Source organism: Streptomyces sp. NPDC005551 (genome assembly GCF_042871785.1).
Taxonomy (GTDB): Bacteria; Actinomycetota; Actinomycetes; order Streptomycetales; family Streptomycetaceae; genus Streptomyces.
Window position 1 is genome coordinate 156,966 of record NZ_JBIAJE010000006.1, and the last position, 25,002, is coordinate 181,967.

The 25,002-nt window shown below is 69.5% G+C and carries 23 protein-coding genes; 16 read left to right on the forward strand and 7 right to left on the reverse strand.

Annotation, left to right across the window (positions count from 1 at the left end):
• The first annotated feature begins 40 nt into the window (after nt 1–40).
• The 4 genes from ACFYP4_RS18750 to ACFYP4_RS18765 all read left to right on the forward strand — a co-directional run bounded on the left by ACFYP4_RS18750 (nt 41) and on the right by ACFYP4_RS18765 (nt 3,289).
• A complete protein-coding gene (locus tag ACFYP4_RS18750; RefSeq protein WP_388786369.1) occupies nt 41–1,105 on the forward strand; it encodes an ABC transporter ATP-binding protein in 1,065 nt (354 codons plus the stop codon).
• Nucleotides 1,106–1,188: 83 nt separating this feature from the next.
• Complete coding sequence (locus tag ACFYP4_RS18755; RefSeq protein ID WP_388786877.1) at nt 1,189–2,310, forward strand: ABC transporter ATP-binding protein; 1,122 nt, start codon at nt 1,189–1,191, stop codon at nt 2,308–2,310.
• Between the two features lie 76 nt (nt 2,311–2,386).
• Nucleotides 2,387–2,890 carry a DinB family protein gene (locus ACFYP4_RS18760; RefSeq protein WP_358850246.1) on the forward strand — a complete coding sequence of 168 codons (504 nt, stop codon included), beginning with the start codon at nt 2,387–2,389 and terminating at the stop codon, nt 2,888–2,890.
• Nucleotides 2,891–2,893: 3 nt separating this feature from the next.
• Nucleotides 2,894–3,289, forward strand: coding sequence for a VOC family protein (locus ACFYP4_RS18765; protein WP_388786371.1), 396 nt, complete (start codon nt 2,894–2,896; stop codon nt 3,287–3,289).
• 211 nt (nt 3,290–3,500) lie between these two features.
• Here ACFYP4_RS18765 and ACFYP4_RS18770 read toward each other — a convergent pair whose 3' ends face one another.
• From ACFYP4_RS18770 to ACFYP4_RS18790, 5 genes are all read right to left on the reverse strand, one after another.
• A complete protein-coding gene (locus ACFYP4_RS18770; RefSeq protein WP_388786373.1) occupies nt 3,501–4,547 on the reverse strand; it encodes an ABC transporter ATP-binding protein in 1,047 nt (348 codons plus the stop codon).
• A 26-nt stretch (nt 4,548–4,573) separates the two neighbouring features.
• A complete protein-coding gene (locus tag ACFYP4_RS18775; protein WP_358850243.1) occupies nt 4,574–5,611 on the reverse strand; it encodes an ABC transporter ATP-binding protein in 1,038 nt (345 codons plus the stop codon).
• Between the two features lie 58 nt (nt 5,612–5,669).
• Complete coding sequence (locus ACFYP4_RS18780) at nt 5,670–6,650, reverse strand: ABC transporter permease (protein ID WP_358850242.1); 981 nt, start codon at nt 6,648–6,650, stop codon at nt 5,670–5,672.
• Nucleotides 6,651–6,816: 166 nt separating this feature from the next.
• Nucleotides 6,817–8,577, reverse strand: a complete 1,761-nt coding sequence (locus ACFYP4_RS18785; RefSeq protein ID WP_358850241.1) for an ABC transporter substrate-binding protein — start codon at nt 8,575–8,577, stop codon at nt 6,817–6,819.
• 80 nt (nt 8,578–8,657) lie between these two features.
• Nucleotides 8,658–9,686, reverse strand: a complete 1,029-nt coding sequence (locus ACFYP4_RS18790) for an ABC transporter permease (protein ID WP_388786376.1) — start codon at nt 9,684–9,686, stop codon at nt 8,658–8,660.
• Between the two features lie 455 nt (nt 9,687–10,141).
• On the opposite strand from ACFYP4_RS18790, the gene ACFYP4_RS18795 reads away from it, so the two are divergent.
• Genes ACFYP4_RS18795 through ACFYP4_RS18815 form a run of 5 tightly spaced genes read left to right on the forward strand, consistent with a single transcriptional unit; the run spans nt 10,142 to nt 15,839 of the window.
• The gene (locus ACFYP4_RS18795; protein ID WP_358850239.1) at nt 10,142–11,770 is read left to right on the forward strand and encodes an ABC transporter substrate-binding protein; all 1,629 of its coding nucleotides are present in this window, start codon (nt 10,142–10,144) and stop codon (nt 11,768–11,770) included.
• A 57-nt stretch (nt 11,771–11,827) separates the two neighbouring features.
• Nucleotides 11,828–12,751, forward strand: a complete 924-nt coding sequence (locus ACFYP4_RS18800; RefSeq protein WP_358850238.1) for an ABC transporter permease — start codon at nt 11,828–11,830, stop codon at nt 12,749–12,751.
• Nucleotides 12,744–13,724 carry an ABC transporter permease gene (locus tag ACFYP4_RS18805; protein WP_388786378.1) on the forward strand — a complete coding sequence of 327 codons (981 nt, stop codon included), beginning with the start codon at nt 12,744–12,746 and terminating at the stop codon, nt 13,722–13,724. The genes ACFYP4_RS18800 and ACFYP4_RS18805 overlap by 8 nt, the downstream gene beginning before the upstream one ends.
• A gap of 5 nt (nt 13,725–13,729) precedes the next feature.
• Nucleotides 13,730–14,704 (forward strand): ABC transporter ATP-binding protein, encoded by a 975-nt coding sequence (locus ACFYP4_RS18810; protein ID WP_358850236.1) that lies wholly within the window; start codon nt 13,730–13,732, stop codon nt 14,702–14,704.
• A complete protein-coding gene (locus tag ACFYP4_RS18815; RefSeq protein WP_388786380.1) occupies nt 14,697–15,839 on the forward strand; it encodes an ABC transporter ATP-binding protein in 1,143 nt (380 codons plus the stop codon). The genes ACFYP4_RS18810 and ACFYP4_RS18815 overlap by 8 nt, the downstream gene beginning before the upstream one ends.
• A gap of 150 nt (nt 15,840–15,989) precedes the next feature.
• Here the strand turns inward: ACFYP4_RS18815 and ACFYP4_RS18820 are convergent, their stop codons facing one another.
• On the reverse strand, nt 15,990–18,149 hold the full coding sequence (locus ACFYP4_RS18820; RefSeq protein ID WP_358850234.1) for a prolyl oligopeptidase family serine peptidase: 2,160 nt from the start codon (nt 18,147–18,149) through the stop codon (nt 15,990–15,992).
• 174 nt (nt 18,150–18,323) lie between these two features.
• Here ACFYP4_RS18820 and ACFYP4_RS18825 point away from each other — a divergent pair, with 174 nt between their 5' ends.
• Nucleotides 18,324–18,518: a hypothetical protein gene (locus tag ACFYP4_RS18825; protein ID WP_358850233.1), complete on the forward strand. Its 195-nt coding sequence runs from the start codon at nt 18,324–18,326 to the stop codon at nt 18,516–18,518.
• A gap of 35 nt (nt 18,519–18,553) precedes the next feature.
• Here ACFYP4_RS18825 and ACFYP4_RS18830 read toward each other — a convergent pair whose 3' ends face one another.
• A complete protein-coding gene (locus ACFYP4_RS18830) occupies nt 18,554–18,763 on the reverse strand; it encodes a DUF397 domain-containing protein (RefSeq protein ID WP_358850232.1) in 210 nt (69 codons plus the stop codon).
• 210 nt (nt 18,764–18,973) lie between these two features.
• Between ACFYP4_RS18830 and ACFYP4_RS18835 the strand changes: the two genes are divergently transcribed.
• The 6 genes from ACFYP4_RS18835 to ACFYP4_RS18860 all read left to right on the forward strand — a co-directional run bounded on the left by ACFYP4_RS18835 (nt 18,974) and on the right by ACFYP4_RS18860 (nt 24,993).
• The gene (locus ACFYP4_RS18835; protein ID WP_388786880.1) at nt 18,974–19,444 is read left to right on the forward strand and encodes an ATP-binding protein; all 471 of its coding nucleotides are present in this window, start codon (nt 18,974–18,976) and stop codon (nt 19,442–19,444) included.
• Between the two features lie 322 nt (nt 19,445–19,766).
• A complete protein-coding gene (locus ACFYP4_RS18840) occupies nt 19,767–20,636 on the forward strand; it encodes a helix-turn-helix domain-containing protein (protein WP_388786383.1) in 870 nt (289 codons plus the stop codon).
• 80 nt (nt 20,637–20,716) lie between these two features.
• Nucleotides 20,717–21,064, forward strand: a complete 348-nt coding sequence (locus ACFYP4_RS18845; protein ID WP_388786385.1) for a hypothetical protein — start codon at nt 20,717–20,719, stop codon at nt 21,062–21,064.
• 246 nt (nt 21,065–21,310) lie between these two features.
• Nucleotides 21,311–22,219, forward strand: coding sequence for an N-acetyl-1-D-myo-inositol-2-amino-2-deoxy-alpha-D-glucopyranoside deacetylase (gene mshB / locus ACFYP4_RS18850; protein ID WP_358850229.1), 909 nt, complete (start codon nt 21,311–21,313; stop codon nt 22,217–22,219).
• Entirely contained in the window at nt 22,216–22,635 is a 420-nt protein-coding gene (locus tag ACFYP4_RS18855; RefSeq protein WP_388786387.1) for a DUF6113 family protein, read from the forward strand. The genes mshB and ACFYP4_RS18855 overlap by 4 nt, the downstream gene beginning before the upstream one ends.
• Before the next feature lie 159 nt (nt 22,636–22,794).
• Nucleotides 22,795–24,993, forward strand: coding sequence for a hypothetical protein (locus ACFYP4_RS18860; protein ID WP_388786389.1), 2,199 nt, complete (start codon nt 22,795–22,797; stop codon nt 24,991–24,993).
• Nucleotides 24,994–25,002: the final 9 nt, after the last annotated feature.

A 25,002-nucleotide genomic window follows, 5' to 3' on the forward strand; every position in this document is an offset into this window, starting at 1 on the left:
CCGCGCCTTCGTCCTGTGCCGCCATCCTGGGAGAACCGCAGTGACCACACTCACCAAGCCGGGACAGACCCCGGCGCCCACCGGGCCCGGTGCCTTCCTCTCGGTCCGCGACCTGCGTGTGCGGTTCGCCACGGAGGACGGCGTCGTCAAGGCGGTGGACGGATTGTCCTTCGACCTCGAGCGCGGTACGACCCTCGGCATCGTCGGCGAGTCCGGATCGGGCAAGTCGGTCACCAACCTGACCATTCTGGGCCTGCACAACCCGATGACGACCACCGTCGAGGGCGAGATCGTCCTGGACGGCAAGGAGTTGATCACCGCTACGGAGCGCGAGTTCGAGCGGCTCCGCGGCAACAGGATGGCGATGATCTTCCAGGACGCGCTGACCGCCCTGTCGCCCTACCACTCGGTGGGACGGCAGATCGCCGAGCCGTTCCGCAAACACACGGGGGCCTCGAAGCGGGAGGCGCGCGGGCGGGCGATCGAGATGCTGACGAAGGTCGGCATCCCCAGCGCCAAGGACCGCGTGGACGACTATCCCCACCAGTTCTCGGGCGGCATGCGCCAACGCGTGATGATCGCGATGTCCCTGGTCTGCGACCCGGATCTGCTGATCGCGGACGAGCCGACGACAGCCCTCGACGTGACCGTCCAGGCGCAGATCCTCGACCTTCTCAAGGATCTCCAGCAGGAGTTCGGTTCCGCGATCATCATGATCACGCATGATCTGGGTGTGGTCGCGAACATGGCCGACGACCTGCTCGTGATGTATGCCGGCCGTGCGGTGGAGCGCGGCACGGTCCGCGAGGTGCTCAAGTCACCCCAACACCCCTATACCTGGGGGCTGCTGGGTTCGATGCCGCGGCTGTCGGCGGACGTGGGTGAGCCGCTGACCCCGATCCCGGGTTCCCCGCCGTCGTTGCTCAACCCGCCCTCGGGGTGCCCCTTCCACCCGCGCTGCGCGTTCGTGGATCAGGTCGAGGGCTCCGACCGGTGCGTGGACGTGCGTCCCGGGCTGCCCCTGGGCCGGGGCTCCGCATGTCATCTGACGCTGCAACAGAAAAACCGGATCTTCGCCGAGACGATTCAGCCCCGGCTGGGCTGAGGGAGCTGACTGTGAGCGACCAGAACACGGGTACAGCGGGAGACGCGGCTTCCACCGGCACCGCCACAGGCGGTCACGGGGCGGTGGCCGAACCGGTCCCCGGGCAGCGGGAGCCGACGTCGGCCGAACCGCTGATGCGGGTCCGCGACCTGACGAAGTACTTCCCGGTCAGGGGAGGCTTTCCGATCCGCCGTACGGTCGGCGCCGTCCAGGCCGTGGACGGCGTCTCCTTCGACGTCTTCCCCGGCGAGAGCCTGGGGCTGGTGGGCGAGTCGGGATGCGGCAAGTCCACGACGGGCCGGCTGCTGACGCGTCTCATCGAGCCGACGGCGGGATCGATCACGTACCGGGGCAAGGACATCAGCCGGGCAGGACGCCGGCAACTGGCGCCGATCCGCTCCGAGATCCAGATGATCTTCCAGGACCCGTACGCCTCCCTGAATCCACGTCAGACCGTCGGCGCGATCATCTCCAGTCCGATGGAGATCAACAACGTCAGGCCGCCCGGGGGCCGCGAGGCACGCGTGCGCGAACTGCTGGAGACCGTCGGCCTCAACCCGGAGCACTACAACCGCTTCCCGCACGAGTTCTCCGGCGGCCAGCGGCAACGCATCGGTGTGGCACGGGCCCTGGCGCTCTCCCCGCGGCTGATCGTGGCCGACGAACCGGTCTCCGCGCTGGACGTCTCCATCCAGGCGCAGGTGGTGAACCTGCTCCAGGAGGTCCAGCGTGAGATGGGCATCGCCTTCGTGTTCATCGCCCACGACCTCGCGATCGTGCGCCACTTCTGCCGGCGAGTCGCGGTGATGTACCTCGGCAAGATCGTGGAGGTGGCCGACCGGTCCTCGCTGTACGCCCGGCCCCGGCATCCCTACACCCACGCGCTGCTGTCGGCCGTTCCCGAGGCGGACCTCGACGTCGAGAAGAAGGAACGCATCCGTCTCCAGGGCGACGTACCGTCTCCCGTCGCCCCGCCGTCCGGCTGCCGGTTCCGCACCCGCTGCTGGAAGGCGCGGGAGAGGTGCGCGCAGGAGGAGCCCCCGCTGGTCCGGTTGCCGGGTAACGAGGAAGGCCATCTGACGGCCTGCCACTATCCCGAGGAGCCGACCATCGAAGCCCGTGCCGAGGACATCGTCCTCGACCCGGCGCTGGCCGCCCTGGAGGAGCGGATCGCCGACGGCGGGAAGTCGGCGGGCGGTAGCTGACAGCGACCCAACCGGCCGTGGGGACGGGGTCTTATTCGCTCGACACCGCCCCCGCGGGCGGGAATGCTTCACCCCGATGACTCGAACTGACACGCCTCCCGCACGGGACGAGCGCTCACAGCTGACCACCTTCCTCGACTACGCCCGTGCCACGGTCCGGGCCAAGTGCGAGGACGTCTCCCCGGAGAACGCCCGCCTGGCCCCGCTGCCCGGCTCCCCGCTCATGACCTTGTGCGGCCTGATCAGCCATCTGCGCTGGGTCGAGTACTACTGGTTCCAGGTGGTCTTCCTCGGGGAGGAGGACGAGGGGCCCTGGACCGACGAGGACCCCGACCGCGAGATGCGCATCGCCGTCGACGTGCCCGTCGCGGACCTCCTCGCGGAGTACGAGGAACAGAGCGCCCGCTACCGGAAGCTGGTCGCCGAGCACAGCCTCGACGACACCGCGAAGCGCGCGCGGGGCGACGGCGGCCCTGTCGACCTGCGATGGATCCTGCTGCACCTCATCGAGGAGACGGCCCGTCACAACGGCCATCTCGACATTCTGCGCGAGCTGGTCGACGGCCGGACGGGCGTCTAGCGCATGGGAGAGACAGTGCCGCAGGACCCCGCCATCCGCCACATCACCTTCGACTGCACCGGTGACCCGTACGCGCTCGGGCTCTTCTGGAGCGAGCTGCTCGGGCGCCCGCTCGCCGACGACGACAAGCCCGGTGACCCGGAGGCGGTGCTCGGCGACCCGTCCGGCGGTCCGGCTCTCCTCTTCGTGCGCGTGCCGGAGGGCAAGACGGCCAAGAACCGCATCCACTTCGACCTCCGGCCGCGGGGCCGCACGCGTGCGCAGGAGGTGGAGCGGGCGCTCGGTCTCGGGGCACGGCAGCTCGCGGACCTGACGCGCCCGGACGGCGGCGGCTGGGTCCTCATGGCGGACCCCGAGGGCAACGAGTTCTGCGTGGAGCGCGGAGAGCTGGACGGGTAGGCCCTGGTTCCCCCGCGGTCACGCCCGTCCTCGGCGGTCCGTGCTCTCGGCGCGGTGCCCCGGCACTGCGGGACAGCCCTCAGGGCAAGAAGAAGGCCCGCACACCTGGGCGTGCGGGCCTTCCTTCCCCGAGGACCGGACGTTCGTGGGCTCGGGTCAATGGGCCGGCGAAGTTCGGTCCTGCGGGTCACGGGCTGACGAAAGGGGTGTGTCAGGCCGCGACCTCGGGGTCTTTGGAGAGACGCGGAGACGGGACGGTCTCCGTGGTCTCAGGGTAGTGGCAGGCGGTCAGATGGCCGGCCCGGCTGCCCTCGATCTGAACCAGCGGCGGCGCCTGCGTCGCGCACTTCTCCGTCGCCTTCCAGCAGCGTGTGCGGAAGCGGCAGCCCGACGGCGGCATGAGCGGCGAGGGCACGTCACCGGTGAGCAGGATGCGCTCCCGGGCCGGTGTGTCGTCCGCGGTGGCCTCGGGAACGGCGGAGAGGAGTGCTCGGGTGTAGGGGTGGCGCGGGTTCTTGTAGAGGTCGTCACGGTCGGCGATCTCGACGATCTTGCCAAGGTACATGACCGCGACACGCTGCGAGAAGTGACGCACGATCGCCAGATCGTGGGCGATGAAGAGGAACGCGATCCCCAGGTCCTTCTGGAGCTGCTGCAACAGGTTCACGACCTGCGCCTGGATGGAGACGTCCAGTGCGGAGACCGGCTCGTCCGCCACGATCAGCTTCGGCTCCAGGGCCAGCGCGCGGGCGACGCCGATGCGCTGGCGCTGACCGCCGGAGAATTCGTGCGGGAAGCGGTTGTAGTGCTCGGGGTTGAGACCGACGGTCTCCAGCAGCTCGCGTACCCGCTTCTCCTGGCCGCCCGCCGGATTGACGCCGTTGATCTCCATCGGTCCGGAGATGATCTTGCCGACCGTCTGCCGCGGGTTCAGCGACGCGTACGGGTCCTGGAAGATCATCTGGATCTCGGAGCGGACCGGTGCCAGTTGCCTGCGGTTCGCGTGCGTGATGTCCTGCCCGCGGTACGAGATCCTGCCGCTCGTCGGCTCCAGCAGCCGGGTGATCAGCCGGCCCGTCGTCGACTTGCCGCAGCCCGACTCGCCCACCAGGCCCAGGCTCTCGCCCTCGCCGACCTGGAAGTCGAGGCCGTCCACGGCCTGGACCGCGCCGACCTTCCGCTTGAAGGGGAATCCGCCCATCACCGGGAAGTGTTTGGTCAGACCGCTGACGTCCAGGAGGGGGTTCGTGTTGCTCATGATCGTGAGGTCCCGTCTCTTGTACGTCAGTGCGACCGGGTCGCGGCGTAGTCGGCGAAGTAGTCCCGGCGCTGGTCAGCCGTGAGGTGACAGGCGGCGCCGCGCCCGTCCGTGACCTGCAGTGGCGGCTGCTCGGTCCTGCAGAGCCCGCCCTGCACCTTCTCCGTGAAGGTGCACCGGGGATGGAAGCGGCACCCCGTCGGCGGGTTGAGCAGCGATGGCGGGGAGCCGGGGATCGGGGACAGCGGCACGTCCACCGGACCGTCGAGGCTCGGCATCGAACCGAGGAGTCCCCAGGTGTAGGGGTGCTGCGGGTCTCGCAGCACCTCCTTCTTGGTGCCGCGCTCCACGCACCGGCCGCCGTACATCACCAGCACGTCGTCCGCGATGTCGGCGATGACACCGAGGTCGTGCGTGATGAAGATGATCGCCGTGCCGAACTCCTGCTGGAGGTCCTTGAGGAGATCCATGATCTGGGCCTGGACGGTGACGTCCAGCGCGGTCGTCGGCTCGTCCGCGATCAGCAGCTCGGGGTCGCAGACCAGTGCCATCGCGATCATGGCGCGCTGGCGCATACCGCCCGAGAACTGGTGCGGGTAGTCGTCGACCCGCATGTCCGGCTGCGGAATCCCGACCCGCTTGAGCATCTCGATCGCACGGTCGCGGGCCTCCTTCTTGGAGGCACCGGTGTGCTTGCGGTACGTCTCGCTGATCTGCCTGCCGATGGTGTGATACGGCGAGAGGGAGGCCAGCGCGTCCTGGAAGATCATGGACATCTTGTTGCCGCGCAACCTCTCGAGCTCCCGCTCGGAGGCGCTCAGCAACTCCTTGCCGTCGAGCAGGATCTCACCGTCGATGGCGGTGCGGTCGCGGTCGTGAAGGCCCAGGATCGTCAGGTTCGTGACGGACTTGCCCGAACCCGACTCGCCCACGATGCCGAGCGTCTTGCCCTTGGCCAGGTCGAAGGTGAGCCCGTCGACGGCCTTGACGACGCCGTCTTCGGTGGAGAAGTGGACCTTCAGATCTCTGACGGACAGGAAGGGCTGCTGATCGGTGCTCGTCACGGGGACGCTCCTGAGGGGGGTGATGCCGGGGGTAGCTGTCGGGGCGGGGTGCCCGGGGTCAGGCGAGCCGGATCCGCGGGTCGATGAGGGCGTACACGGCGTCGACGATGATGTTGAAGAACACGATCGCGCCGGCCGACAGGATGGTGACGCCGAGCAGCATGGGCAGGTCGCTCTTGTTCACCGAGTCCACGGCGAGGCGTCCGATGCCCTGGATGCTGAAGGTCGATTCCGTGATGATCGCGCCGCCGATCAGGGTGCCCAGGTCGATGCCGAAGACCGTGACGATCGGCCCCATCGCACCGCGCCAGGCGAACCGGAAGAAGACGTTTCTGCGGGACAGGCCCTTGGCGCGGGCCGTGCGCACGTAGTCCTCGCTGAGCTGCTCGACCAGTTGGGAGCGCGTCATGCGGGTGTAGTTGGCGGTGAAGATGATGGCCAGGGTCAGCCAGGGCAGCAGCAGCCCGGAGAACCACGCGACCGGGTCCTCGGTGAGCGGCGTGTACGACGGCTGCGAGAACAGGCCCAGCTTCGTGACGAAGAAGAACATCGCGATGTAGCCGACGAAGTAGATCTGCAGCGAGGAGCCGAACAGCGAGGCGGAGCTGGCGAACTTGTCCAGGAACTTGCCCTGCTTGACGGCGGCCAGCATGCCCGCGGCGACACCGAAGATCAGGAAGACGACGGCCGCGCCGAAGGCGAGGGAGAGGGTCGTCGGCAGGCGGTCCAGGATCGTGCCGAGGACGGGCTCACGGTTGGCGAAGGAGTAACCGAGGCAGGGGGCGTTGCAGTAGCCGTAGCCGGCGTAGTCGCGTCCGGTGAAGACGCCCACGAGCCAGTCCCAATACTGCACCGGGACCGGGTTGTCGATGCCCAGGTTGTGCCGCACCTGCGCGAGCACTTCCGGCGTGCAGTTCTTGCCGCAGGACATCATCGCCGGGTCACGCGGGATGGCGTAGAAGAGGCCGAAGGTGATGGCACTGATGATCAGCAGGATGACCAGTGCGCCGAGGACTCGGCGGATGAGAAAGCGGGACATGGGGGCGTGACTTTCCGGACGGGGCGCCGTCGCCGGGGGCGTGGAGGAGGGGGCCGGAGGGGGCGGCCGGGCGAACGGCTGCCCCCGGGTACCTGCCGCCGTACGCCCCTCGCCCGCCTCGTGGGCGGGTTCGGTGGCGTACGGCGGCAGGATCGGGTCGTACTGCCTACTTCATGGCGTACATCTTGCAGAGCGCGACGCAGGTGTTGCCGCTGTCGTACACCACGTTGCCGACCTTGGAGCCGTGCATCCAGTTGCGGATGGAGTGGTAGTCCGGGACCACCGCGGCCAGCTCCATGATCTGGCGGTCGACGTTGCCCCAGGCCTTGTTGGCCGCCTCGGTGTCCGCGATCTTGGCGGCGGCGTCGATGGCCTTGTTGACGCTCGAGTCGTTCAGCTGGGCGTAGTTGCTGCGGCCGTCGCCGATGTTCTTGCCGCTCCAGCAGGGGTAGAACACCGAGTAGCCGTTCGGCCAGTCCGGGCTCCAGCCGGCGGCGAAGAGGTCGAAGTCGTTGTCGACCTTGCCGATCTGGGTGTAGAAGGTCGACTTGTCGACCTGCTTGTTGACGACCTCGAAGCCGGCCGCCTCCAGGGCGTTCTTGATCGCGACGGCCGACTTCTGCGCGTTGTCCGAGGCCTGGTAGGCGATGACCAGCTTCTGGCCGACCTTGCCCGCCTCCTTCAGCAGCGCCTTGGCCTTCGCCGGGTCGCCGCCGGGCTTCTTGGTCGTGCCGTACAGGTCGAACTTCTGGTAACCGGGGGTCACCGGCGACAGGATGGTGGTGGCCAGCTCGCTGGTGGAGGCGCCACCGCGGATCGTCTGCAGCTGCTGGTGCGGCCAGGCGTAGTTGATGGCCTGACGGACCTTGACGTCCTTGATGCGGGTCGTGTTGATCGGCCAGTAGTACGTGACCGTGTCGACCTCGGTGAGCACGCGCTTCTTGAGCTTGGCGTTGGTGAGCACCTGGGCGATGCGCTCGGGAGCGACCTCGTTGAAGATCGACATCGCGTACTGGTCTTTGCCCTTGTCCGAGATGTAGCGGTCGGTCGAGGCCAGCAGTTCGAAGCCGAACTGGAAGACGTACTGGTCCGGGTAGTTGTTCCGGATCGCGTCGGTCGCCGGGTCCCAGTGCTCGTTGCGCACGTAGGTCAGCGACTTGCCGATGCTGCGGCTGCCGATCTTGTACGGACCGCAGGAGAAGGGGCGCTTGTCGTACTTCTCCTTGGTGTCGTGCTTCTTGTTCACCAGGGAGTAGCCGCGCATGGCGAGCGTGAAGTTGAAGTCGGCGCGGGGCTCGGTGAGGTGGAAGGTGATGGTCTTGCCGTCGACCTCGACGGAGTCGAGCTTCTTGCCGTCGTAGGGGCCCTTGTACTTGTCGCCGCCGACCAGCCACTGCTGCACGTAGCGGGGGCCCTCGGTGATGAAGGAGGCGAAGAGGCGCTCGAAGGTGTGGCGCAGGTCGGCTGCGGAGACCTCCGAGCCGTCCTCCCACTTGAGGCCGTCCTTCAGCGTGAAGGACCAGGTCTTGCCGCCGTCCTTCATGGTGCCGGCGTCCGTGGCCGCGTCGCCGACCAGGGTCACGCCGCCCTTGTCGTCGATCTTGTATCCCGTGAGGCCCCGCATGATCGGGACGGTGATGGCGCCCTCGGTCGAGACGTAGATCTGCGCCGGGTCCAGGTGGTCCATGTCGAACTGGTCGAGCGAGTAGAGCGTCCCGCCCTTGACGGCTCCCTTGACCTCCGGCGCCGGGCCGGTCGAGTCGGCCTTGGTGCCGACCGGTATCTCCTGGGTCTTGGAACCGCTGACCTGGGGGACCTTGCGGTCCGACTTGCTGTCGCCGTCGCCGCCGCCACAGGCGGTCAGCACCGAGGACGAGGCCGCGGCCACGCCGGTGGCGATCAGGAAGTTTCTACGGGAGAAAGACATGGGTGAGCCTGCCTTAAAGGGACGATCGGGACGGATGACGCCGGCCGCACGACACTGAACGGGCCGGGTGGATCGAGGGGCTATCGCTTGGACTTCGGGTCGAGCGCGTCGCGCACCGAGTCGCCGAGCAGGTTGAAGGCGAGAACGAAGATCACCATGGACAGGCCCGGGAAGAGCATGAACGTGAGGTCCTCGGTGTAGAACTGCGCCCCTCGCTGGATCATGACGCCCCAGTCCGGGGTCGGGTCGATGATGCCGACGCCGAGGAAGGCCAGGCCGGCCTCCGCGGTCACGAAGGCCGGGAGCATCAGCGTGGACTGGATGATGATCGGCGTCCACAGGTTGGGCAGCAGTTCTTTGAACACGATGCGCCGGGGCGACGCGCCCGTGACCTTGGCCGCCTCGATGTACTCCCGCTCGCGCAGGCCGAGAACCTGGCCCCGCAGCAGACGGGCGATGGAGGCCCAGCCGAAGGCGGAGAGGACGAGGATCAGGGAGATGGCCCGCAGGGAGGTCGGGATGTTCTCGTCGGGAGCGACGAAGAGCCCGTACACGACCGGCATGAAGGCGATGAAGAAGAGCGTGGACGGGAACGACAGCAGGATGTCGATGACCCGGCCGACGAGGTAGTCGGTCCTGCCGCCCAGGTAGCCCGCCGTGACGCCCACGACCACGCCGACGATGGTGGTGAGCAGGGTGGCGGCGACGGCGATGCCCAGCGAGGTGCGGATGCCGTACAGCAGGAAGGTGAAGACGTCCCGTCCCAGCTGGGGCTCGATGCCGAACCAGAACTCCGAGCTCATCCCGCCGTTGGGGCCCGCCGGGTAGGAGAAGGCGTCGAGGAGCTCCGGGCGCTCGCTGGCGTACGTCGTGTACGGGTCCTTGCCGTACAGCTTGGATATCAGCGGGGCGCAGATCGCGATCACGAAGAAGAAGATCACGATGCAGGCGGAGATGACGCCCGTGCGGTCCCGCTTGAACCGCTTCCAGGCGAGCCGTCCCGGGGAGCGACTCTCGGAGCCCTTGGGGGTCGGGAGAGAGCCTGACGTGACGGCGGTCTCGTCGATCACCTCAAGCGTGGCGGCCGAGGTGGGAGTTGGGAGGGTCATGATGCTCCAGGCCCGATGGGTCAAGGGCTCCGCAGGGCGCTCCCTACGGGCTACGCCGGACTTTTTCAACGCAATTCATTCAGGGTCAATAAAATCTCGTCCGCCTTGGTTTTGTCTTTACCTTCTTTACCTCTGCTTGACCGAAGCGTAACTACGCGCGTAGTGCTTTGTGGCCGTACTGTGTCCGAGAACGGGCAATCGGTGCGAAACGTGCAAGACGTTCGTTATGCGGACGCCAGGGTCCCGGAATGCGTACATCGGGGGCGAGCAAATCAACGGTTCGGCATCGGATCCTGAAGATCCATTGCGTCGGTCCGCCGGAGTGCCCGCCATCCGGACGAGGCCGCCACCCGGAAGGGTGGGCGAATGTGCCATGTTCACCTTTTGGGCCGATATTGGCGAAAAGGTACAGCGCTTCGGCGCTGGAGGCACGGCGCACTCTGAGGAGGCACTCCATGCGTGGAGCCACGCACGCCACATGGGCCGCATGCGCGGCGGCGGTAGCCCTCGCGGCGACCGCCTGCGGGGGCGGGGGGAGCGACAGCGGCGGCGACGGCTCCGGGGTCCTCAGCTCCTCCTGGGGCGACCCGCAGAACCCGCTGGAGCCGGCCAACACCAACGAGGTGCAGGGCGGCAAGGTCCTCGACATGATCTTCCGCGGCCTGAAGCGGTACGACGCGAAGACCGGCAAGGCCGACGACATGCTGGCCGAGAAGATCGAGACCTCGGACTCGCAGAACTTCACGATCACCATCAAGGACGGCTGGAAGTTCAGCAACGGTGAGGCCGTCACCGCCAAGTCCTTCGTCGACGCCTGGAACTACGGCGCCAGCCTCAAGAACAACCAGAAGAACGCCTACTTCTTCGGGTACATCGACGGGTACGACAAGGTCCACCCCGACTCCGGCAAGCAGAGCGCGGACACGCTGTCCGGCCTCGCCGTCAAGGACGACAGGACCTTCACCGTCAAGCTCAACCAGAAGTTCTCGACCTTCCCCGACACCCTCGGCTACGCGGCCTTCTCGCCGCTGCCCCAGGCGTTCTTCGACGACCACGCGAACTGGCTGAAGAAGCCGGTCGGCAACGGCCCGTACGCCGTCGACTCGTACACCAAGGGCTCGACGATGTCCCTGCGCAAGTGGGACGGCTACTCCGGCGACGACAAGGCGCAGAACGGCGGGGTGGACCTGAAGGTCTACACCGACAACAACACCGCCTACACCGACCTCATGGCCGGCAACCTCGACCTCGTCGACGACGTGCCCGCCTCCCAGCTCAAGAACGCGAAGAGCGACCTCGGCGACCGCTACATCAACACGCCCGCCGGCATCATCCAGACCCTCGCCTTCCCCTTCTACGACAAGAAGTGGGACAAGGCCGGGATGGAGAAGGTCCGCACGGGCCTGTCCATGGCCATCAACCGCAAGCAGATCACCGAGACGATCTTCCAGAAGACCCGCACCCCCGCCACCGACTGGACCTCGCCCGTGCTCGGCGCGGACGGCGGCTTCAAGGAGGGGCTGTGCGGCGACGCCTGCGAGTACAACGCGAGCGAGGCCAAGAAGATGATCGAGGACGGCGGGGGCCTGCCCGGCGGACAGATCAAGATCACGTACAACGCGGACACCGGCTCCCACAAGGAGTGGGTCGACGCCGTGTGCAACAGCATCAACAACGCCCTCGGCAACGACAAGGCCTGCGTCGGCAACCCCGTCGGCACCTTCGCCGACTACCGCAACCAGATCACGCAGCGGAAGATGTCGGGCCCCTTCCGGGCCGGCTGGCAGATGGACTACCCGCTGATCCAGAACTTCCTCCAGCCGCTGTACTACACCAACGCCTCCTCCAACGACGGCAAGTGGTCCGACAAGGACTTCGACAAGCTCGTCGACCAGGCGAACGCGGAGACCGACACCGCCAAGGCCGTCGACCTCTTCCAGCAGGCCGAGGGGGTCGTCCGGGACAACATGGCGGCCATCCCGCTCTGGTACCAGAACGGCAGCGCCGGCTACTCGGACCGGCTCTCGAACGTGGCGCTCAACCAGTTCAGCGTCCCCGTCTACGACGAGATCAAGGTCGGCTGAGCCGCGCCGGGCGGCCCCGCCGACCAGCGGACCGCCCCTCCTACCTCCGGAGCCCCCATGGGACGGTACGTAATCCGGCGTCTGCTGCAGATGATCCCGGTCTTCATCGGCGCCACGCTTCTGATCTTCCTGATGGTGAACGTGATGGGCGACCCCATCGCGGGCCTGTGCGGCGACCGCCAGTGCGACCCCGCCACCGCCGCCCAGCTGAAGAAGGAGTTCGGCCTCGACAAGCCGGTCTGGCAGCAATACCTGACCTACATGGGCAACGTCTTCACCGGTGACTTCGGCACCGCCTTCAACGGCCAGCCCGTCACCGAACTGATGGCGACCGCCTTCCCGGTCACCATCCGGCTCACCATCGTCGCGATCCTCTTCGAGATCGTCATCGGGATCCTGCTCGGCGTCGTCACCGGACTGCGCCGCGGACGCCCCGTCGACACCGGCGTGCTGCTGCTCACCCTCGTCGTCATCTCGGTGCCGACCTTCGTCACCGGCCTGCTGCTCCAGCTGCTGCTCGGCGTCGAGTGGGGCTGGATCAAACCGTCCGTCTCCTCCGACGCCACCTTCGGCGAGCTGATCGTGCCCGGCCTCGTCCTGGCCTCGGTGTCCCTGGCCTACGTGACCCGGCTGACCCGGACCTCCATCGCGGAGAACAAACGGTCCGACTACGTCCGTACGGCCGTCGCCAAGGGGCTGCCGCGGCGCCGGGTGATCGTGCGGCACCTGCTGCGCAACTCGCTGATCCCCGTGGTCACCTTCATCGGCACGGACATCGGCGCGCTCATGGGCGGCGCGATCGTCACCGAGCGGATCTTCAACATCCACGGCGTCGGCTTCCAGCTCTACCAGGGGATCCTGCGGCAGAACACCCAGACCGTCGTCGGTTTCGTGACCGTCCTCGTCCTCGTCTTCCTGGTCGCCAACCTGCTCGTCGACCTCCTCTACGCCGTACTCGACCCGAGGATCCGCTATGCCTGAGCAGCCGTACGAGCCGGACGGTGCCATCGCCGCGACCGGCATGGGCGGCGCGATGGACCTCGCCACCAGCGAGGGCGCCACCCTGGAGAAGACCCCGGGCGGGCCCCAGGGCACCGGACCGCAGGAGAAGCCGCGCTCGCTCTGGTCCGACGCCTGGCGCGACCTGCGCCGCAACCCCGTCTTCATCGTCTCCGCACTGGTCATCCTCTTCCTGGTCGTCATCTCGCTCTGGCCGTCGCTGATCGCCTCCCAGAACCCGCTGAACTGCAACCTGTCCAAGGCACAGGAGGGCTCCCAGCCGGGCCACCCGTTCGGCTTCGACGGCCAGGGCTGCGACGTCTACACCCGGACGGTGTACGGGACCCGGGTCTCGATCACGGTCGGCGTCTGCGCCACGCTCGGCGTCGCGATCCTCGGCACGGTGCTGGGCGGCCTCGCCGGGTTCTTCGGCGGGGTGGGCGACTCGGTCCTGTCCCGGATCACGGACATCTTCTTCGCGATCCCCGTGGTGCTCGGCGGCCTCGTACTCCTGTCCGTGGTGACCAGCAACACGGTCTGGCCCGTCATCGGCTTCATGGTGCTGCTCGGCTGGCCGCAGATCTCCCGGATCGCCCGCGGCTCCGTCATCACCACCAAGCAGAACGACTACGTCCAGGCGGCCCGCGCCCTCGGCGCCTCCCACTCACGCCTGCTGCTGCGCCACATCACACCCAACGCCGTCGCGCCCGTGATCGTCGTGGCGACCATCGCGCTCGGCACCTACATCGCCCTGGAGGCGACGCTCTCCTACCTCGGTGTCGGGCTGAAGCCGCCCACCGTGTCCTGGGGCATCGACATCTCCGCCGCCTCCCAGTACATCCGCCAGGCCCCCCACATGCTGCTGTGGCCGGCCGGCGCCCTCGCGATCACCGTCCTGGCGTTCATCATGCTCGGCGACGCGGTGCGCGACGCCCTCGACCCGAAGCTGAGGTGACCGCCGTGCTGCTCGAAGTGCGCGACCTGCACGTGGAGTTCCGGACCAGGGACGGTGTCGCCAGGGCCGTCAACGGGGTGAACTACAGCGTCGACGAGGGCGAGACGCTCGCCGTGCTCGGCGAGTCCGGCTCCGGCAAGTCCGTGACCGCACAGGCCGTCATGGGCATCCTCGACATGCCGCCCGGCAGAATCACCGGCGGCGAGATCCTCTTCCGGGGCCAGGACCTCCTGAAGTTCAAGGAGGAGGACCGGCGCAAGGTCCGCGGCGCCGAGATGGCGATGATCTTCCAGGACGCCCTGTCCTCCCTCAACCCCGTGCTGTCCGTGGGCGACCAGCTCGGCGAGATGTTCGTCGTGCACCGCGGGATGTCCCGCAAGGACGCCCGGGCCCGGGCGATCGAGCTGATGGACCGGGTGCGGATCCCGGGCGCCGCCCAGCGGGTGCGCGACTACCCGCACCAGTTCTCCGGAGGCATGCGCCAGCGCATCATGATCGCCATGGCGCTGGCCCTCGAACCCGCGCTGATTATCGCCGACGAACCCACCACCGCCCTCGACGTCACCGTGCAGGCGCAGGTCATGGACCTTCTCGCGGAACTCCAGCGCGAACTCGGCATGGGGCTCATCCTCATCACCCACGACCTCGGCGTGGTCGCGGACGTCGCCGACCGGATCGCCGTGATGTACGCGGGCCGCATCGTCGAAACGGCGCCGGTCCACGACATCTACAAGGCGCCCGCGCACCCGTACACCCGGGGCCTCCTCGAATCGATCCCGCGGCTGGACCAGAAGGGCCGGGAGCTCTACGCCATCAAGGGGCTGCCGCCGAACCTCATGCACATCCCGCCGGGCTGCGCCTTCAACCCGCGCTGCCCGATGGCCCAGGACGTGTGCAGGACCGACGAACCGCCGCTCTACGAGGTCTCCGACGAGCGCGGGAGTGCCTGCCACTTCTGGAGGGAGTGTCTGCATGGCTGAGACGACACCGGCGCCGACGGGCGAGCCGATCCTCGAGGTCAGCGGCCTGGTCAAGCACTATCCGCTCACCCGGGGCATCGTCCTGCGCAAGCAGATCGGGTCGGTGAAGGCCGTCGACGGCGTCGACTTCGCGCTGGGCGGGGGCGAGACCCTCGGCATCGTGGGCGAGTCCGGCTGCGGCAAGTCGACGGTCGCCAAGATGCTGGTCAACCTGGAGAAGCCGACGGCCGGGGTGATCAAGTACCGGGGCGAGGACGTCACCAAGCTGTCCGGGCGCGCGCTGAAGGCCGTGCGCCGCAACATCCAGATGGTCTTCCAGGACCCGTACACGTCGCTCAACCCCCGGATGACGGTGGGCGACATCATCGGGGAGCCCTACGAGATCCACCCCGAGGTCGCGCCGAAGGGCGACCGCCGCAAGCGGGTGCAGGACCTGCTGGACGTGGTCGGTCTCAACCCCGAGTACATCAACCGCTATCCGCACCAGTTCTCCGGCGGCCAGCGCCAGCGCATCGGCATCGCCCGCGGCCTCGCGCTGCGCCCCGAGATCATCGTCGCGGACGAGCCGGTCTCCGCCCTCGACGTCTCCGTGCAGGCCCAGGTCATCAACCTGCTCGACAAGCTCCAGCACGAGTTCGACCTCTCCTACGTCTTCATCGCGCACGACCTGTCGATCGTCCGGCACATCTCCGACCGCGTCGGGGTGATGTACCTCGGGCGGATCGTGGAGATCGGCAGGGACGCCGAGATCTACGACCACCCGACGCACCCCTACACCCAGGCGCTGCTCTCCGCCGTGCCCGTGCCCGACCCGGAGGCGCGCGAGCACCGGGAGCGGATCATCCTGACCGGCGACGTGCCCTCCCCGGCGAACATCCCCTCCGGATGCCGCTTCCGCACCCGCTGCTGGAAGGCGCGGGAGCGCTGCGCCCTGGAGGTCCCGCTGCTCGCGGTGCCCGCCGAGTTCCGGCTCACCCAGGGGCCCGCGGCACACGACTCGGCCTGTCACTTCGCGGAGGAGAAGCGCGTGGTGCCCCCGGAGGAGCACCGGGCGTCACCCCCCGGGGACCTGCACGTGCGCCGGCCGGGGAGCGGCGAGCCGCCCCCTTCGCCACCGTCCGGCGGGGTGGCATAGGCGCACAAACCCGCATGAACGTCGTTTACACGCAGGCAACTTGGCGGAAGCCGTACCGATATACGGACGCGGCAGGGTGAACAGCGTACGGCCGTGCGGGTGCCGTAGACGGGCCGGGGCGCACCATGTCGCCCCGGCCCGTCGCCATGGTCAGACGAGACCCAGCGACCGCTTCAGGAAGTCCACCTGGAGCAGCAGCAGGTTCTCCGCGACCTGTTCCTGCGGGGTCATGTGCGTGACGCCCGACAGGGGCAGCACCTCGTGCGGGCGGCCGGCGGCGAGCAGCGCCGAGGACAGGCGCAGGGAGTGGGCCACCACCACGTTGTCGTCGGCGAGTCCGTGGACGATCATCATCGGCCGGGCGGGCTCCGCGGCGGCCACCAGTCCGTCGTCGTCGATCAGCGAGTTCGCCGCGTACACCTCGGGCCGGACGCCCGGATCGCCCAGATAGCGCTCGGTGTAGTGGGTGTCGTACAGCCGCTGGTCGGTGACCGGTGCGCCCAGGATGCCGGCGTGGAAGACGTCCGGGCGGCGCAGCACCGCGAGTCCCGCCAGATACCCGCCGAACGACCAGCCGCGGATCGCCACCCGGTCCAGGTCGAGCGGGAACGAGCCGGCGAGCCCCTGGAGGGCGTCGACCTGGTCCTGGAGCACGACGGCGGCCAGGTCGTCCTTGACGGCCTTCTCCCAGGCGGGCGAGTGCCCGGGCATGCCCCGGCCGTCCGCGACGATCACCGCGAACCCCTGGTCGGCGAACCACTGCGAGGTCAGGTGGGCGTTGTGCGCGGCGAGCACGCGCTGACCGTGCGGACCGCCGTAGGGATCCATCAGCACGGGCAGGGGAGTGTCACCGTGGTAGTCCGTAGGCATAAGCACGGCGCATGGAATTCGCCGTGCGCCCCCCTCGGTGAGGGTCACGCGCGGGGACAGACCGGGGCGTTCGGCGTACGACGCCACACTGGCCGCCTTGCGTGAGCCGCCCGCCGGAGGTGCCCCCGTGCCGCTCCGCCTGCTCTCGTGCAGCACCTGCACCTGGCTGCCCGGCCGGTCCGGCGTCGCCGAGACGAGCACGGTCACCCCGCCCGCCCGCACCGCCGAGTGCACACCGGGCTCCTGCGAGACGCGCCCCACCCCCAGCTCGTTCACCCGGTAGACGTGGACCTCGCCGATCTCCGGGTCGGCCGCCGCCCTGCCCGCCGACGCCGAGACCAGCACGTCGTCGGCCGACACGTCCAGCACCGCACGGACGTGCAACTGCGGTCCGGTCAACGGTCGTTCACCGAAGGCGAGCACCCGCGCCCCGCCCTCGTCGGCGATCCGCACCAGCTGTCCGCCGGGGCTCCAGCAGGGCACGCCAGGGAAAAGATCCAGCCATTGTGGATCTTCATCCGCGTGCACCATCCGGGTCGCCCCGGTGTCCGGGTTCACCGCCAGGAACAGCTGGCTGCGCTGGTCCCGGGCCTGCACCAGCACGAGCGGCGCTCCCGCCGCTGACCAGTGCACATGCGCCAGATACGGGTAGCGGGCCCGGTCCCACACCACCTCCGTGCGCGTCCCGTCGAGGCCCAGCACGAACAGCCGTACCTCCGCGTTCTCGGTGCCCGCCGCCGGGTACGCGACCTGCTGCGGGTCCCGCTCGGGGTGCGCGGGATCCGAGATCCACCAGCGCTTGACCGGGGCGTCGTCGACCCGGGCGACCAGCAGCCGGTCCGACTCCGGGGACCACCAGAAACCGCGCGAACGCCCCATCTCCTCGGCCGCGATGAACTCGGCCAATCCATAGGAAACCGTCGCCGATTCAGGCTCCGCCAGCACCCGGTCGTCCGCACCCTCGGCGCCGACCACGCGCAGGGCGCCGCCGGCCACGTACGCGATCCGGCGGCCGTCGGGGGCGGGGCGCGGGTCGATCACCGGTCCCGGCACCCGCAGTTCACCTGCCGTGCCGGCTCGCAGCTCCGCCGTGAAAAGCCGCCCTGACAAGGAGAAAGACGCCAACTCCACGGCCGCGTCGGTGGCGTAGCCGACGATCCCGGCACCGCCCTCGCGACTGCGCTCGCGGCGCGCCCGCTCCTGCGCCGACAGTCGTTCCGTGCGGCCTCCGAGCAGCGTCCGCGGGTCGGCGACGACGCGTTCCCCGCCCTCGGCGACGTCCAGGACCCACAGCTGGTTCGCCCGGTCCGTGCCGGAGCCGGAACGCAGGAAAACGACGCGTGAACCGTCGGGTGACACGGTGAAAGCGCGAGGTGCGCCGAGGGTGAACCGCTGGGTGCGCGCCTGCAGGCGCGGGAAGGAAAGGGGCTCGGTCGTCATGCCCCGACCATATTGGCCATGCGCCCCCTTGTGCGGCCGTGCGCCGATCGATGCGCGCGTACGGATAGTTATGATCACTAGCGCTGCGTGGGTAGGAACCCGCTTGGCCGCTGTATGGGTTTACCGACCCCGTTCGACGCCCCTCGTCCCTGGGATCTTTGGAGGTGAGCCGCCGTGGCACTCTCGATTTCGGCGGTGGTGCTGCTGGCGATCATCGTCTTCATCCTGGTGAAGAAGTCAGGACTGAAGGGAGGTCACGCCATCGTGTGTGTCCTGTTCGGTTTCTATCTCGCCTCGTCGACGGTGGCACCCACGATCAACGAGCTGACCACGAACATCGCGGGCATGATCGGCAGCATCAAGTTCTGATCAGCGTGCGGCGCGTGATCGGTGCGGCGTGACCGTCAGCGTTGCGACGCGTACGGCACGAAGTCGGCCCAGGCCTGCGGCGAGAGCCGGAGGCGGGGGCCGGCGGCGTGCTTGGAGTCGCGGACGTGGACAGTGCCGGGGGTGGCGGCGATCTCGACGCAGGAGTCACCGTCAGGGCCGTCGCTGTAGCTGCTCTTGAACCACGCCAACTCGGAGTTCTCTCCAGCGGAACCCTTGTTGATCATGTCTCTCCCAGCAGTTGTTCGATGAAGGTCAGCGACTCCCGTGGCGTGAGAGCCTGGGCCCGGATGGTGCCATATCGCAGCTCCGTTCACCTGCGTCATTCGCACCCCTCCGCCGTCGAGACCGACAGTCCCGACACCACCGGACAACACCCGGACGGTCACCGTATGCAACGGCTCCATCACTGTTCACGGTAAGTGGGAGTGGCCACTCTGAGTGACGTGATCCAGGAATCCCTCTCCTCCGCACCCCAACCCGGCCGGCACTTCCGCAACTTCAGCGTGCGGTTGTCTCCCACACTTCGCGGAGCGCGCCTCGCCCGACTGCTGACCGTCGAGCAACTGCGCTCCTGGGGAATGCCGGTGGACCCGGCCGGCCAGATCGTCGCCGAACTCGCGGCGAACGCGGTGACCCATGGGCGCGTACCCGGCCGGGACTTCGGACTCACGCTCTACGTCATCGCGAACACGCTGCGCATCGAGGTGACCGACACGGCGGGGGACCGCCCGCCCCGGCCACCGCATCCGGGCCCCGACGCCGAATCCGAGTCGGGCCGTGGACTGCTCCTGGTCGAGGCGCTCGCCGACCGGTGGGGCTGGGCTCCGGAACTGCGCCCGCGCAAGACGGTCTGGGCCGAGGTCGTACTTCCACCGGAGGACGTGCGGAGCCGCCGCGACTCCTGATCGCCGGAAGACCCGGACGGGGCGACGCGCGTCCGTCACCGGAACCCGGATTCTCGGGCTTCGGGGGAAGTGGCGCTCATTCCAAAGGACCACGACTGCGGAGAAAGAACCCGACCAAGCCCCACCCCTCCCGCCCGTCGCGCAAACTCACTCCCGCGAGTGAATATGCCCAACTCCGCTGGATTCGGGACGGGTTGCCTGCCCTACGCTCAGCGCGAGCAGGACCTCGACGCAGCATCACAACCGCAGACATGCGACGGCCCCCGCCGGGACGGCAATCCCAGTGCGAGGGCCTGACCACCGAGGAAGTAGGAGCTTCCCGATGGATACGCGAAACCCTAGCGCGCCCCCGTGCGCCGAGTCCCGTAACACGGGCAAGAACCACCCCCGTGCGGGCGGACTCACCCACGACAACGCCCGTCACACCACCCGCTTCACGGTGATCGGCAACCACCTCGCCCAGCACCGGGAGCTGTCCCTCCTGGCGATCGGGCTGGGTGTGCACATCCAGTCGCTGCCCAAAGGGGCGCGGGTCGACATCAAGACCCTCGCCGTCCGCTTCCCCGAGGGTGCGGTCCGGATCTCCGCCGCGCTGCGCGAGCTGGAGGCCCACGGCTATCTGCGTCGCACCCGCGAGCGCGTCCCCGGCGGGCGCATCGTCACCCGCACGGTCTCCTGCAACCAGCCCGGCCACCAGGACCGCCGCCCTTCCGCCGCCGATCACGCGCACGACCCCGCAACCACTCCCGCCACCCCGAAGAAGCGCACGCCCCGCAAGCCACTCCCCGCCGTACCGCGCCCCGGCCACCCCGCTCCGGCACTTCTCCAGGCGGCCACCGATCTCCTCGCCGGCCTCCGCCGTCACGATCCCCGCCTCCTCCTCTCCGCCTGCGACACCGCCCACCTCGCCCCAGGCGTCGCCGCCTGGCTGGAGCGCGACGTCAGCGCCACCGCCGTACGCCAGGCACTCACCTCCGACCTTCCGCCGGAGGGCGTACGCCGCCCGGCCGCCCTCCTGGCGCACCGCCTCACCGCACAGCTGCCGCCCCCGCCGCCGTTCGGCCCGCCGACAGCCCGGCCTCCGGCCGTCCGGCACCCCCTCCAAACCTGCGACGGCTGCGACCGCGCCTTCCGCGCTCCAGACCCCGGCAACTGCCGGGACTGCCGGCGCGACGCCCGTACGGCCGCTTGATGCGAAACTCCCGCGCCCGTGTCCCGTACCAGCATCAACGTGCCTCGGTACGCTGGCCGGGGCACGCACTGGAGGACACCATGAGCACTCAGGCCGATCACGGACGCGAGCTGGTTCCCCGGCCCCAGCAGACCCCTGACGCCCTGCGCGCGGCACTCGCGGTGGTCGACCCTGCCCGTCTGGAAGAGATGCAGGCGACCAAGGACGACGCCTTCGCCAAGGCGGTGGAATGGCAATCGCCGAGTCCGGTGCAGAGCTGGGTGCTGACCTGGGCCAGGGACATCGAGATCGCCCGTCGCCCTGAGCTGTCCGTCCGCCACGCACGCGCCAGAAACAACCTCGAGCACGAAGACCCTGTCGTCGCCCGTGAAGCCCTCGGTGAGCTGAGCGCCGTCCTGGACGAAGCCCTGAAGGCAGTGCGCGAGTGAGCTGGAAATGGGAATACGCCTTCGGAGCGGAGCAGGTCGCCCGTACAGCTCCCGCAAACTTTTCCTCCGAGGTGGAGAGAATCGCGACCGAGCTGGTCAAAGCTGCTGAGGCGAGCGCGTATACGTCGTTCAGATCACCTATCTGGGATTCTGAACGATTCGCTTGAGAAGGCGCTTGCAGTCGCGGGGAGTGAGGGCACCCCCAGGACGCGACCAGGCAGGAAGCCGCCTCGTAGGGTGGGACCCATGACGGAACTGCCCGACCGGCGTCTGCTCCTGGTGCACGCGCACCCGGACGACGAGTCGATCAACAACGGCGCGACCATGGCCAGGTACGTGGCCGAGGGCGCCCGGGTGACGCTGGTGACCTGCACCCTCGGTGAGCAGGGCGAGGTCATCCCGCCCGCGCTCGCCCACCTGACCGGGGCCGCCCTGGGCGCACACCGCCTGGGGGAGCTGCGTACGGCGATGGCCGCCCTCGGCGTCGAGGACTTCCGGCGACTCGGCGGCGACGGCCGGTACCGGGACTCCGGGATGATGGGCGGCCCCGAGAACGACGAGCCGGACTGCTTCTGGCGGGCGGACGTCGACGAGGCCGCAGCCCGGCTCGTCGAGGTGATCCGCGAGGTGCGCCCGCAGGTGCTCGTCACCTACGACCCCGACGGCGGCTACGGACACCCCGACCACATCCAGACCCACCGCGTGGCCATGCGCGCCGCGGAACTCGCCGCGCAGGACGGTTTCCGCCCCGGCCTCGGCGCGCCCTGGCACATCGCCAAGGTGTACTGGAACCGCGTACCGCGCTCCGTGGCCGAGGACGCGTTCGCCCGCCTGCGCGCGGCGCTGCCGGACCTGCCGTACGCGAAGTCGGCGCAGCTCGCCGACGTGCCGGGCGTCGCCGACGACGCGGTGATCACCACGGCGATCGACGGCACCGCGTTCGCCGCCGCCAAGGCCGCCGCGATGCGGGCGCACGCCACCCAGATCGAGGTGACCGAGCCCTGGTTCGTCCTTTCGAACGAGCTGGCGCAGCCCCTCTTCACCACCGAGTACTACGAGTTGGTGCGCGGGGAACCCGGCGGGACGCCGGAGACGGACCTGTTCGCGGGCCTCGCGGACGCGCGGACCGGGCAGCGGGAGACGGAGAGCCGATGAGTACGACGGGCAGACAGGGCAGCGGACTGGCCCAGCCGTTGCAGCGCCCCTCCGGCGGGCGCATGGCCGCCGGACTCGGCCTGTTCGTGCTGGGCGCGGTGGTCGGCACGGCCGGGGCGCTCGTGCAATCCGGCTGGTTCCCCGGCGGGTTGCTGCTCGCCCTGGCGGGCGCGGCCGGGCTCTTCCTCGGCGGCTCGCGCGCCCTCGGCACCAGAGCCGGAGCCGTCGCCCCGGCCGTCGGCTGGACGCTGGCCGTCATCCTGCTCACCGCCAGCCGCCCGGAAGGGGACTTCCTGTTCGGCGCGGGGCTCGGCTCCTACCTTTTCCTGCTCGGCGGGATGGCAGCCGGTGTGATGTGCGCCACCCTGGGCGTCGAGCGGCAACCGGGCGCCGCTCCCGCCCGACTTGAGAAATGACGTACTACTTCGCCGTATCAGAGAGGTGCGGGTCCCGTGGGGGTTTCCCCGGCGGGCACCGTCCGGGCGGTGAGACGGCAAGTATGGTGGTGCGCGCCGCCGAGCTGCCCGAGATGAGGTCGAGTAAACGGGCGGCGGAGCCAACCGGGAGAACCTGCCTTGAGTCGTGAAACTGACAGTTCGTCCTCCGGGCCCAACGGGCGCGGTGGAGCCGCGTACCCGTCGGGGACGCCGCCGTACGGGACCCCCACGGCTTCCGAAGACGGTACCGACGCGGCCCGTTCGGCCACGCGGCCGGAGGAACGCAAGACCGAGACCACGCTGACGACCCGGATCCGGATCAACATCCCGGGCTCGCGGCCCATCCCGCCTGTCGTCGTGCGTACGCCCATGGGTGACGCCGACGCGTCCGCCGAGCACGGCGACGGCGCGGGCACCGACCCCGAGACGACGGGGTCCATGCGCTTGCCCGCGGTCGCCTCCGGCCCGCCCGCGCCCGCCGGTGAAGGCCCCGGCGAGCCCTCCGGGCCGGGCGAGGAGAAGACCAGCGACTGGTTCGCGCCGCGCAAGTCCGGCGCGCCCAAGGGCGCGTCGGGCGGCGGCCCGGCCAACGGCGCGGGTCTGCCCGCGGGTTCGGCACCCGCCGGGACCGGCGCCCCCGCGGGCTCCGCACCGGCGGCCGGCATGTCCTCGGGTCCGCAGGGCCCGGGCGGCGCGCGACCCAACGCCTCCGGCGGGTCCGGACCGCTCGGCGGCCCGGGCGGTGCCCGGCCCGGCGGTACGAACGGTGCGGGGCCCGCGGGCGCCACCGGCGGGGGCCCCGTGGCTCCCGGCCACGGCGGCGGCACCGGCTCCTTCGACGTCTCCGGTGCCCTCGTCGGCCCTCCGGCCGGCGCCGAGTCGCGCCGTGACGACCTGCCGTACTTCTCCGACAACGGCCAGGGCCAGGGCGGTGGCGGGCGCGGTCCCGCAGGACCGACCGGCGGTCCGGTCACCGGCGACGGCCCCCTGCTGCCGCCCGCGGGCCCCGGCGCGGGCCCCCGCGGTCCGGGCGGACCCGGCGGTACCGGCGGCACGGGACCCGGCGGCACGGGACCCGGCGGTCCGGGCGCTCCCGGTGCGGGACCCGGCGGTCCGGGCGGCAGCATGGGACCCGGCGGGGGCCTCAGCGACGACACGGCGATCCTCACGCCGCAGCGGCCCGCCCCCGAACCGGGCGGGCGGGCCTACGGCCCCAACGACAACGTCTCCGGGCACACGGTCACCAGCGGCATCCCCGTCGTCCCGGGCGGCGCCCAGAGCTCGCCGTTCGGACCCGGGGGCCACTCCGAGGGACCGCTGCCGCACACACCCCCGAAGCTGCCCGAGCCCGCCCCCAAGCCGGCCGCCTCCGCCAAGCCCAAGAAGAAGAAGGGGCGCAGCAAGCTGGTGCTCCTCGGCGTCGGCGTGGTGTTCCTCGGCGGCGTCGCCTACGGCGCCGGGCTGCTCATGAACCACTCGGACGTGCCCAAGGGCACCACCGTGCTCGGCGTCGACATCGGCGGCGGTACCCGCGACGACGCCGTCAAGAAGCTCGACGACGCCTTCGGGGGCCGTACGAACAAGGCGCTGCGGCTGTCCGTCGGCGGTGACACGGTGTCCCTCAGGCCGGACCAGGCGGGCCTCCAGCTCGACAGCAAGGCCACGGTCAGCGCCGCCGCGGGCAGCGACTACAACCCGGTGTCCGTGATCGGCTCCCTGTTCGGGCAGCAGCGCGTCGTGGAACCCGTGATGCCGGTGGACGAGGAGAAGCTCCAGGCCGCCCTCGAACGCGCCGCGGGCGGTGCGGGTTCGGCCGGCGACGGCACGATCAAGTTCCAGCCCGGCAAGGCCGTCGCCGTGTACGGCAAGGCGGGCAAGGGCATCGACGTCGCGTCCTCGACCGAGGCCGTCGAGCAGGCCTACCGCAGCCAGGTGGAGTCCGGCACGACCACCCCCGTGAAGGTGCCGACCACCACCAAGCAGCCGACGGTCCCGGACGCCGAGGTCGACCGGATGATGAAGAAGTTCGCCGAGCCGGCGATGTCCGGGATCGTCACCGTCCGGACGGACGCCGCCCACACGGTGTCCTTCAGCCCGCAGAACTCCCTGTGGAGGTTCCTGCGCGTGAAGGCCCAGGACGGCAAGCTCGTCGACTTCTACGACCGGGCGGAGCTGACCAAGCTCTACGGCAACACCTTCGACGGTGTCCTCATCACCCGGGGCACCGGCAAGAAGACCCCGGTCACCGTGGAGGACGTGATCGGCGTCCTGCGTCCGGCGCTCATGTCGAAGAACGCCGCCGACCGGATCGCCGTGCTCGACACGGACCCGAGCTAGGGACGCGTC

Coding starts and splice junctions, on each gene's coding strand:
- ACFYP4_RS18765 (WP_388786371.1), top strand. CDS start 2,894: ATGGGAGAGACAGTGCCGCAGGACCCCGCCATCCGCCACATCACCTTC.
- ACFYP4_RS18785 (WP_358850241.1), bottom strand. CDS start 8,577: ATGTCTTTCTCCCGTAGAAACTTCCTGATCGCCACCGGCGTGGCCGCG.
- ACFYP4_RS18780 (WP_358850242.1), bottom strand. CDS start 6,650: ATGTCCCGCTTTCTCATCCGCCGAGTCCTCGGCGCACTGGTCATCCTG.
- ACFYP4_RS18760 (WP_358850246.1), top strand. CDS start 2,387: ATGACTCGAACTGACACGCCTCCCGCACGGGACGAGCGCTCACAGCTG.
- ACFYP4_RS18805 (WP_388786378.1), top strand. CDS start 12,744: ATGCCTGAGCAGCCGTACGAGCCGGACGGTGCCATCGCCGCGACCGGC.
- ACFYP4_RS18770 (WP_388786373.1), bottom strand. CDS start 4,547: ATGAGCAACACGAACCCCCTCCTGGACGTCAGCGGTCTGACCAAACAC.
- mshB (WP_358850229.1), top strand. CDS start 21,311: ATGACGGAACTGCCCGACCGGCGTCTGCTCCTGGTGCACGCGCACCCG.
- ACFYP4_RS18820 (WP_358850234.1), bottom strand. CDS start 18,149: ATGACGACCGAGCCCCTTTCCTTCCCGCGCCTGCAGGCGCGCACCCAG.
- ACFYP4_RS18815 (WP_388786380.1), top strand. CDS start 14,697: ATGGCTGAGACGACACCGGCGCCGACGGGCGAGCCGATCCTCGAGGTC.
- ACFYP4_RS18830 (WP_358850232.1), bottom strand. CDS start 18,763: ATGATCAACAAGGGTTCCGCTGGAGAGAACTCCGAGTTGGCGTGGTTC.
- ACFYP4_RS18840 (WP_388786383.1), top strand. CDS start 19,767: ATGGATACGCGAAACCCTAGCGCGCCCCCGTGCGCCGAGTCCCGTAAC.
- ACFYP4_RS18855 (WP_388786387.1), top strand. CDS start 22,216: ATGAGTACGACGGGCAGACAGGGCAGCGGACTGGCCCAGCCGTTGCAG.
- ACFYP4_RS18845 (WP_388786385.1), top strand. CDS start 20,717: ATGAGCACTCAGGCCGATCACGGACGCGAGCTGGTTCCCCGGCCCCAG.
- ACFYP4_RS18790 (WP_388786376.1), bottom strand. CDS start 9,686: ATGACCCTCCCAACTCCCACCTCGGCCGCCACGCTTGAGGTGATCGAC.
- ACFYP4_RS18800 (WP_358850238.1), top strand. CDS start 11,828: ATGGGACGGTACGTAATCCGGCGTCTGCTGCAGATGATCCCGGTCTTC.
- ACFYP4_RS18795 (WP_358850239.1), top strand. CDS start 10,142: ATGCGTGGAGCCACGCACGCCACATGGGCCGCATGCGCGGCGGCGGTA.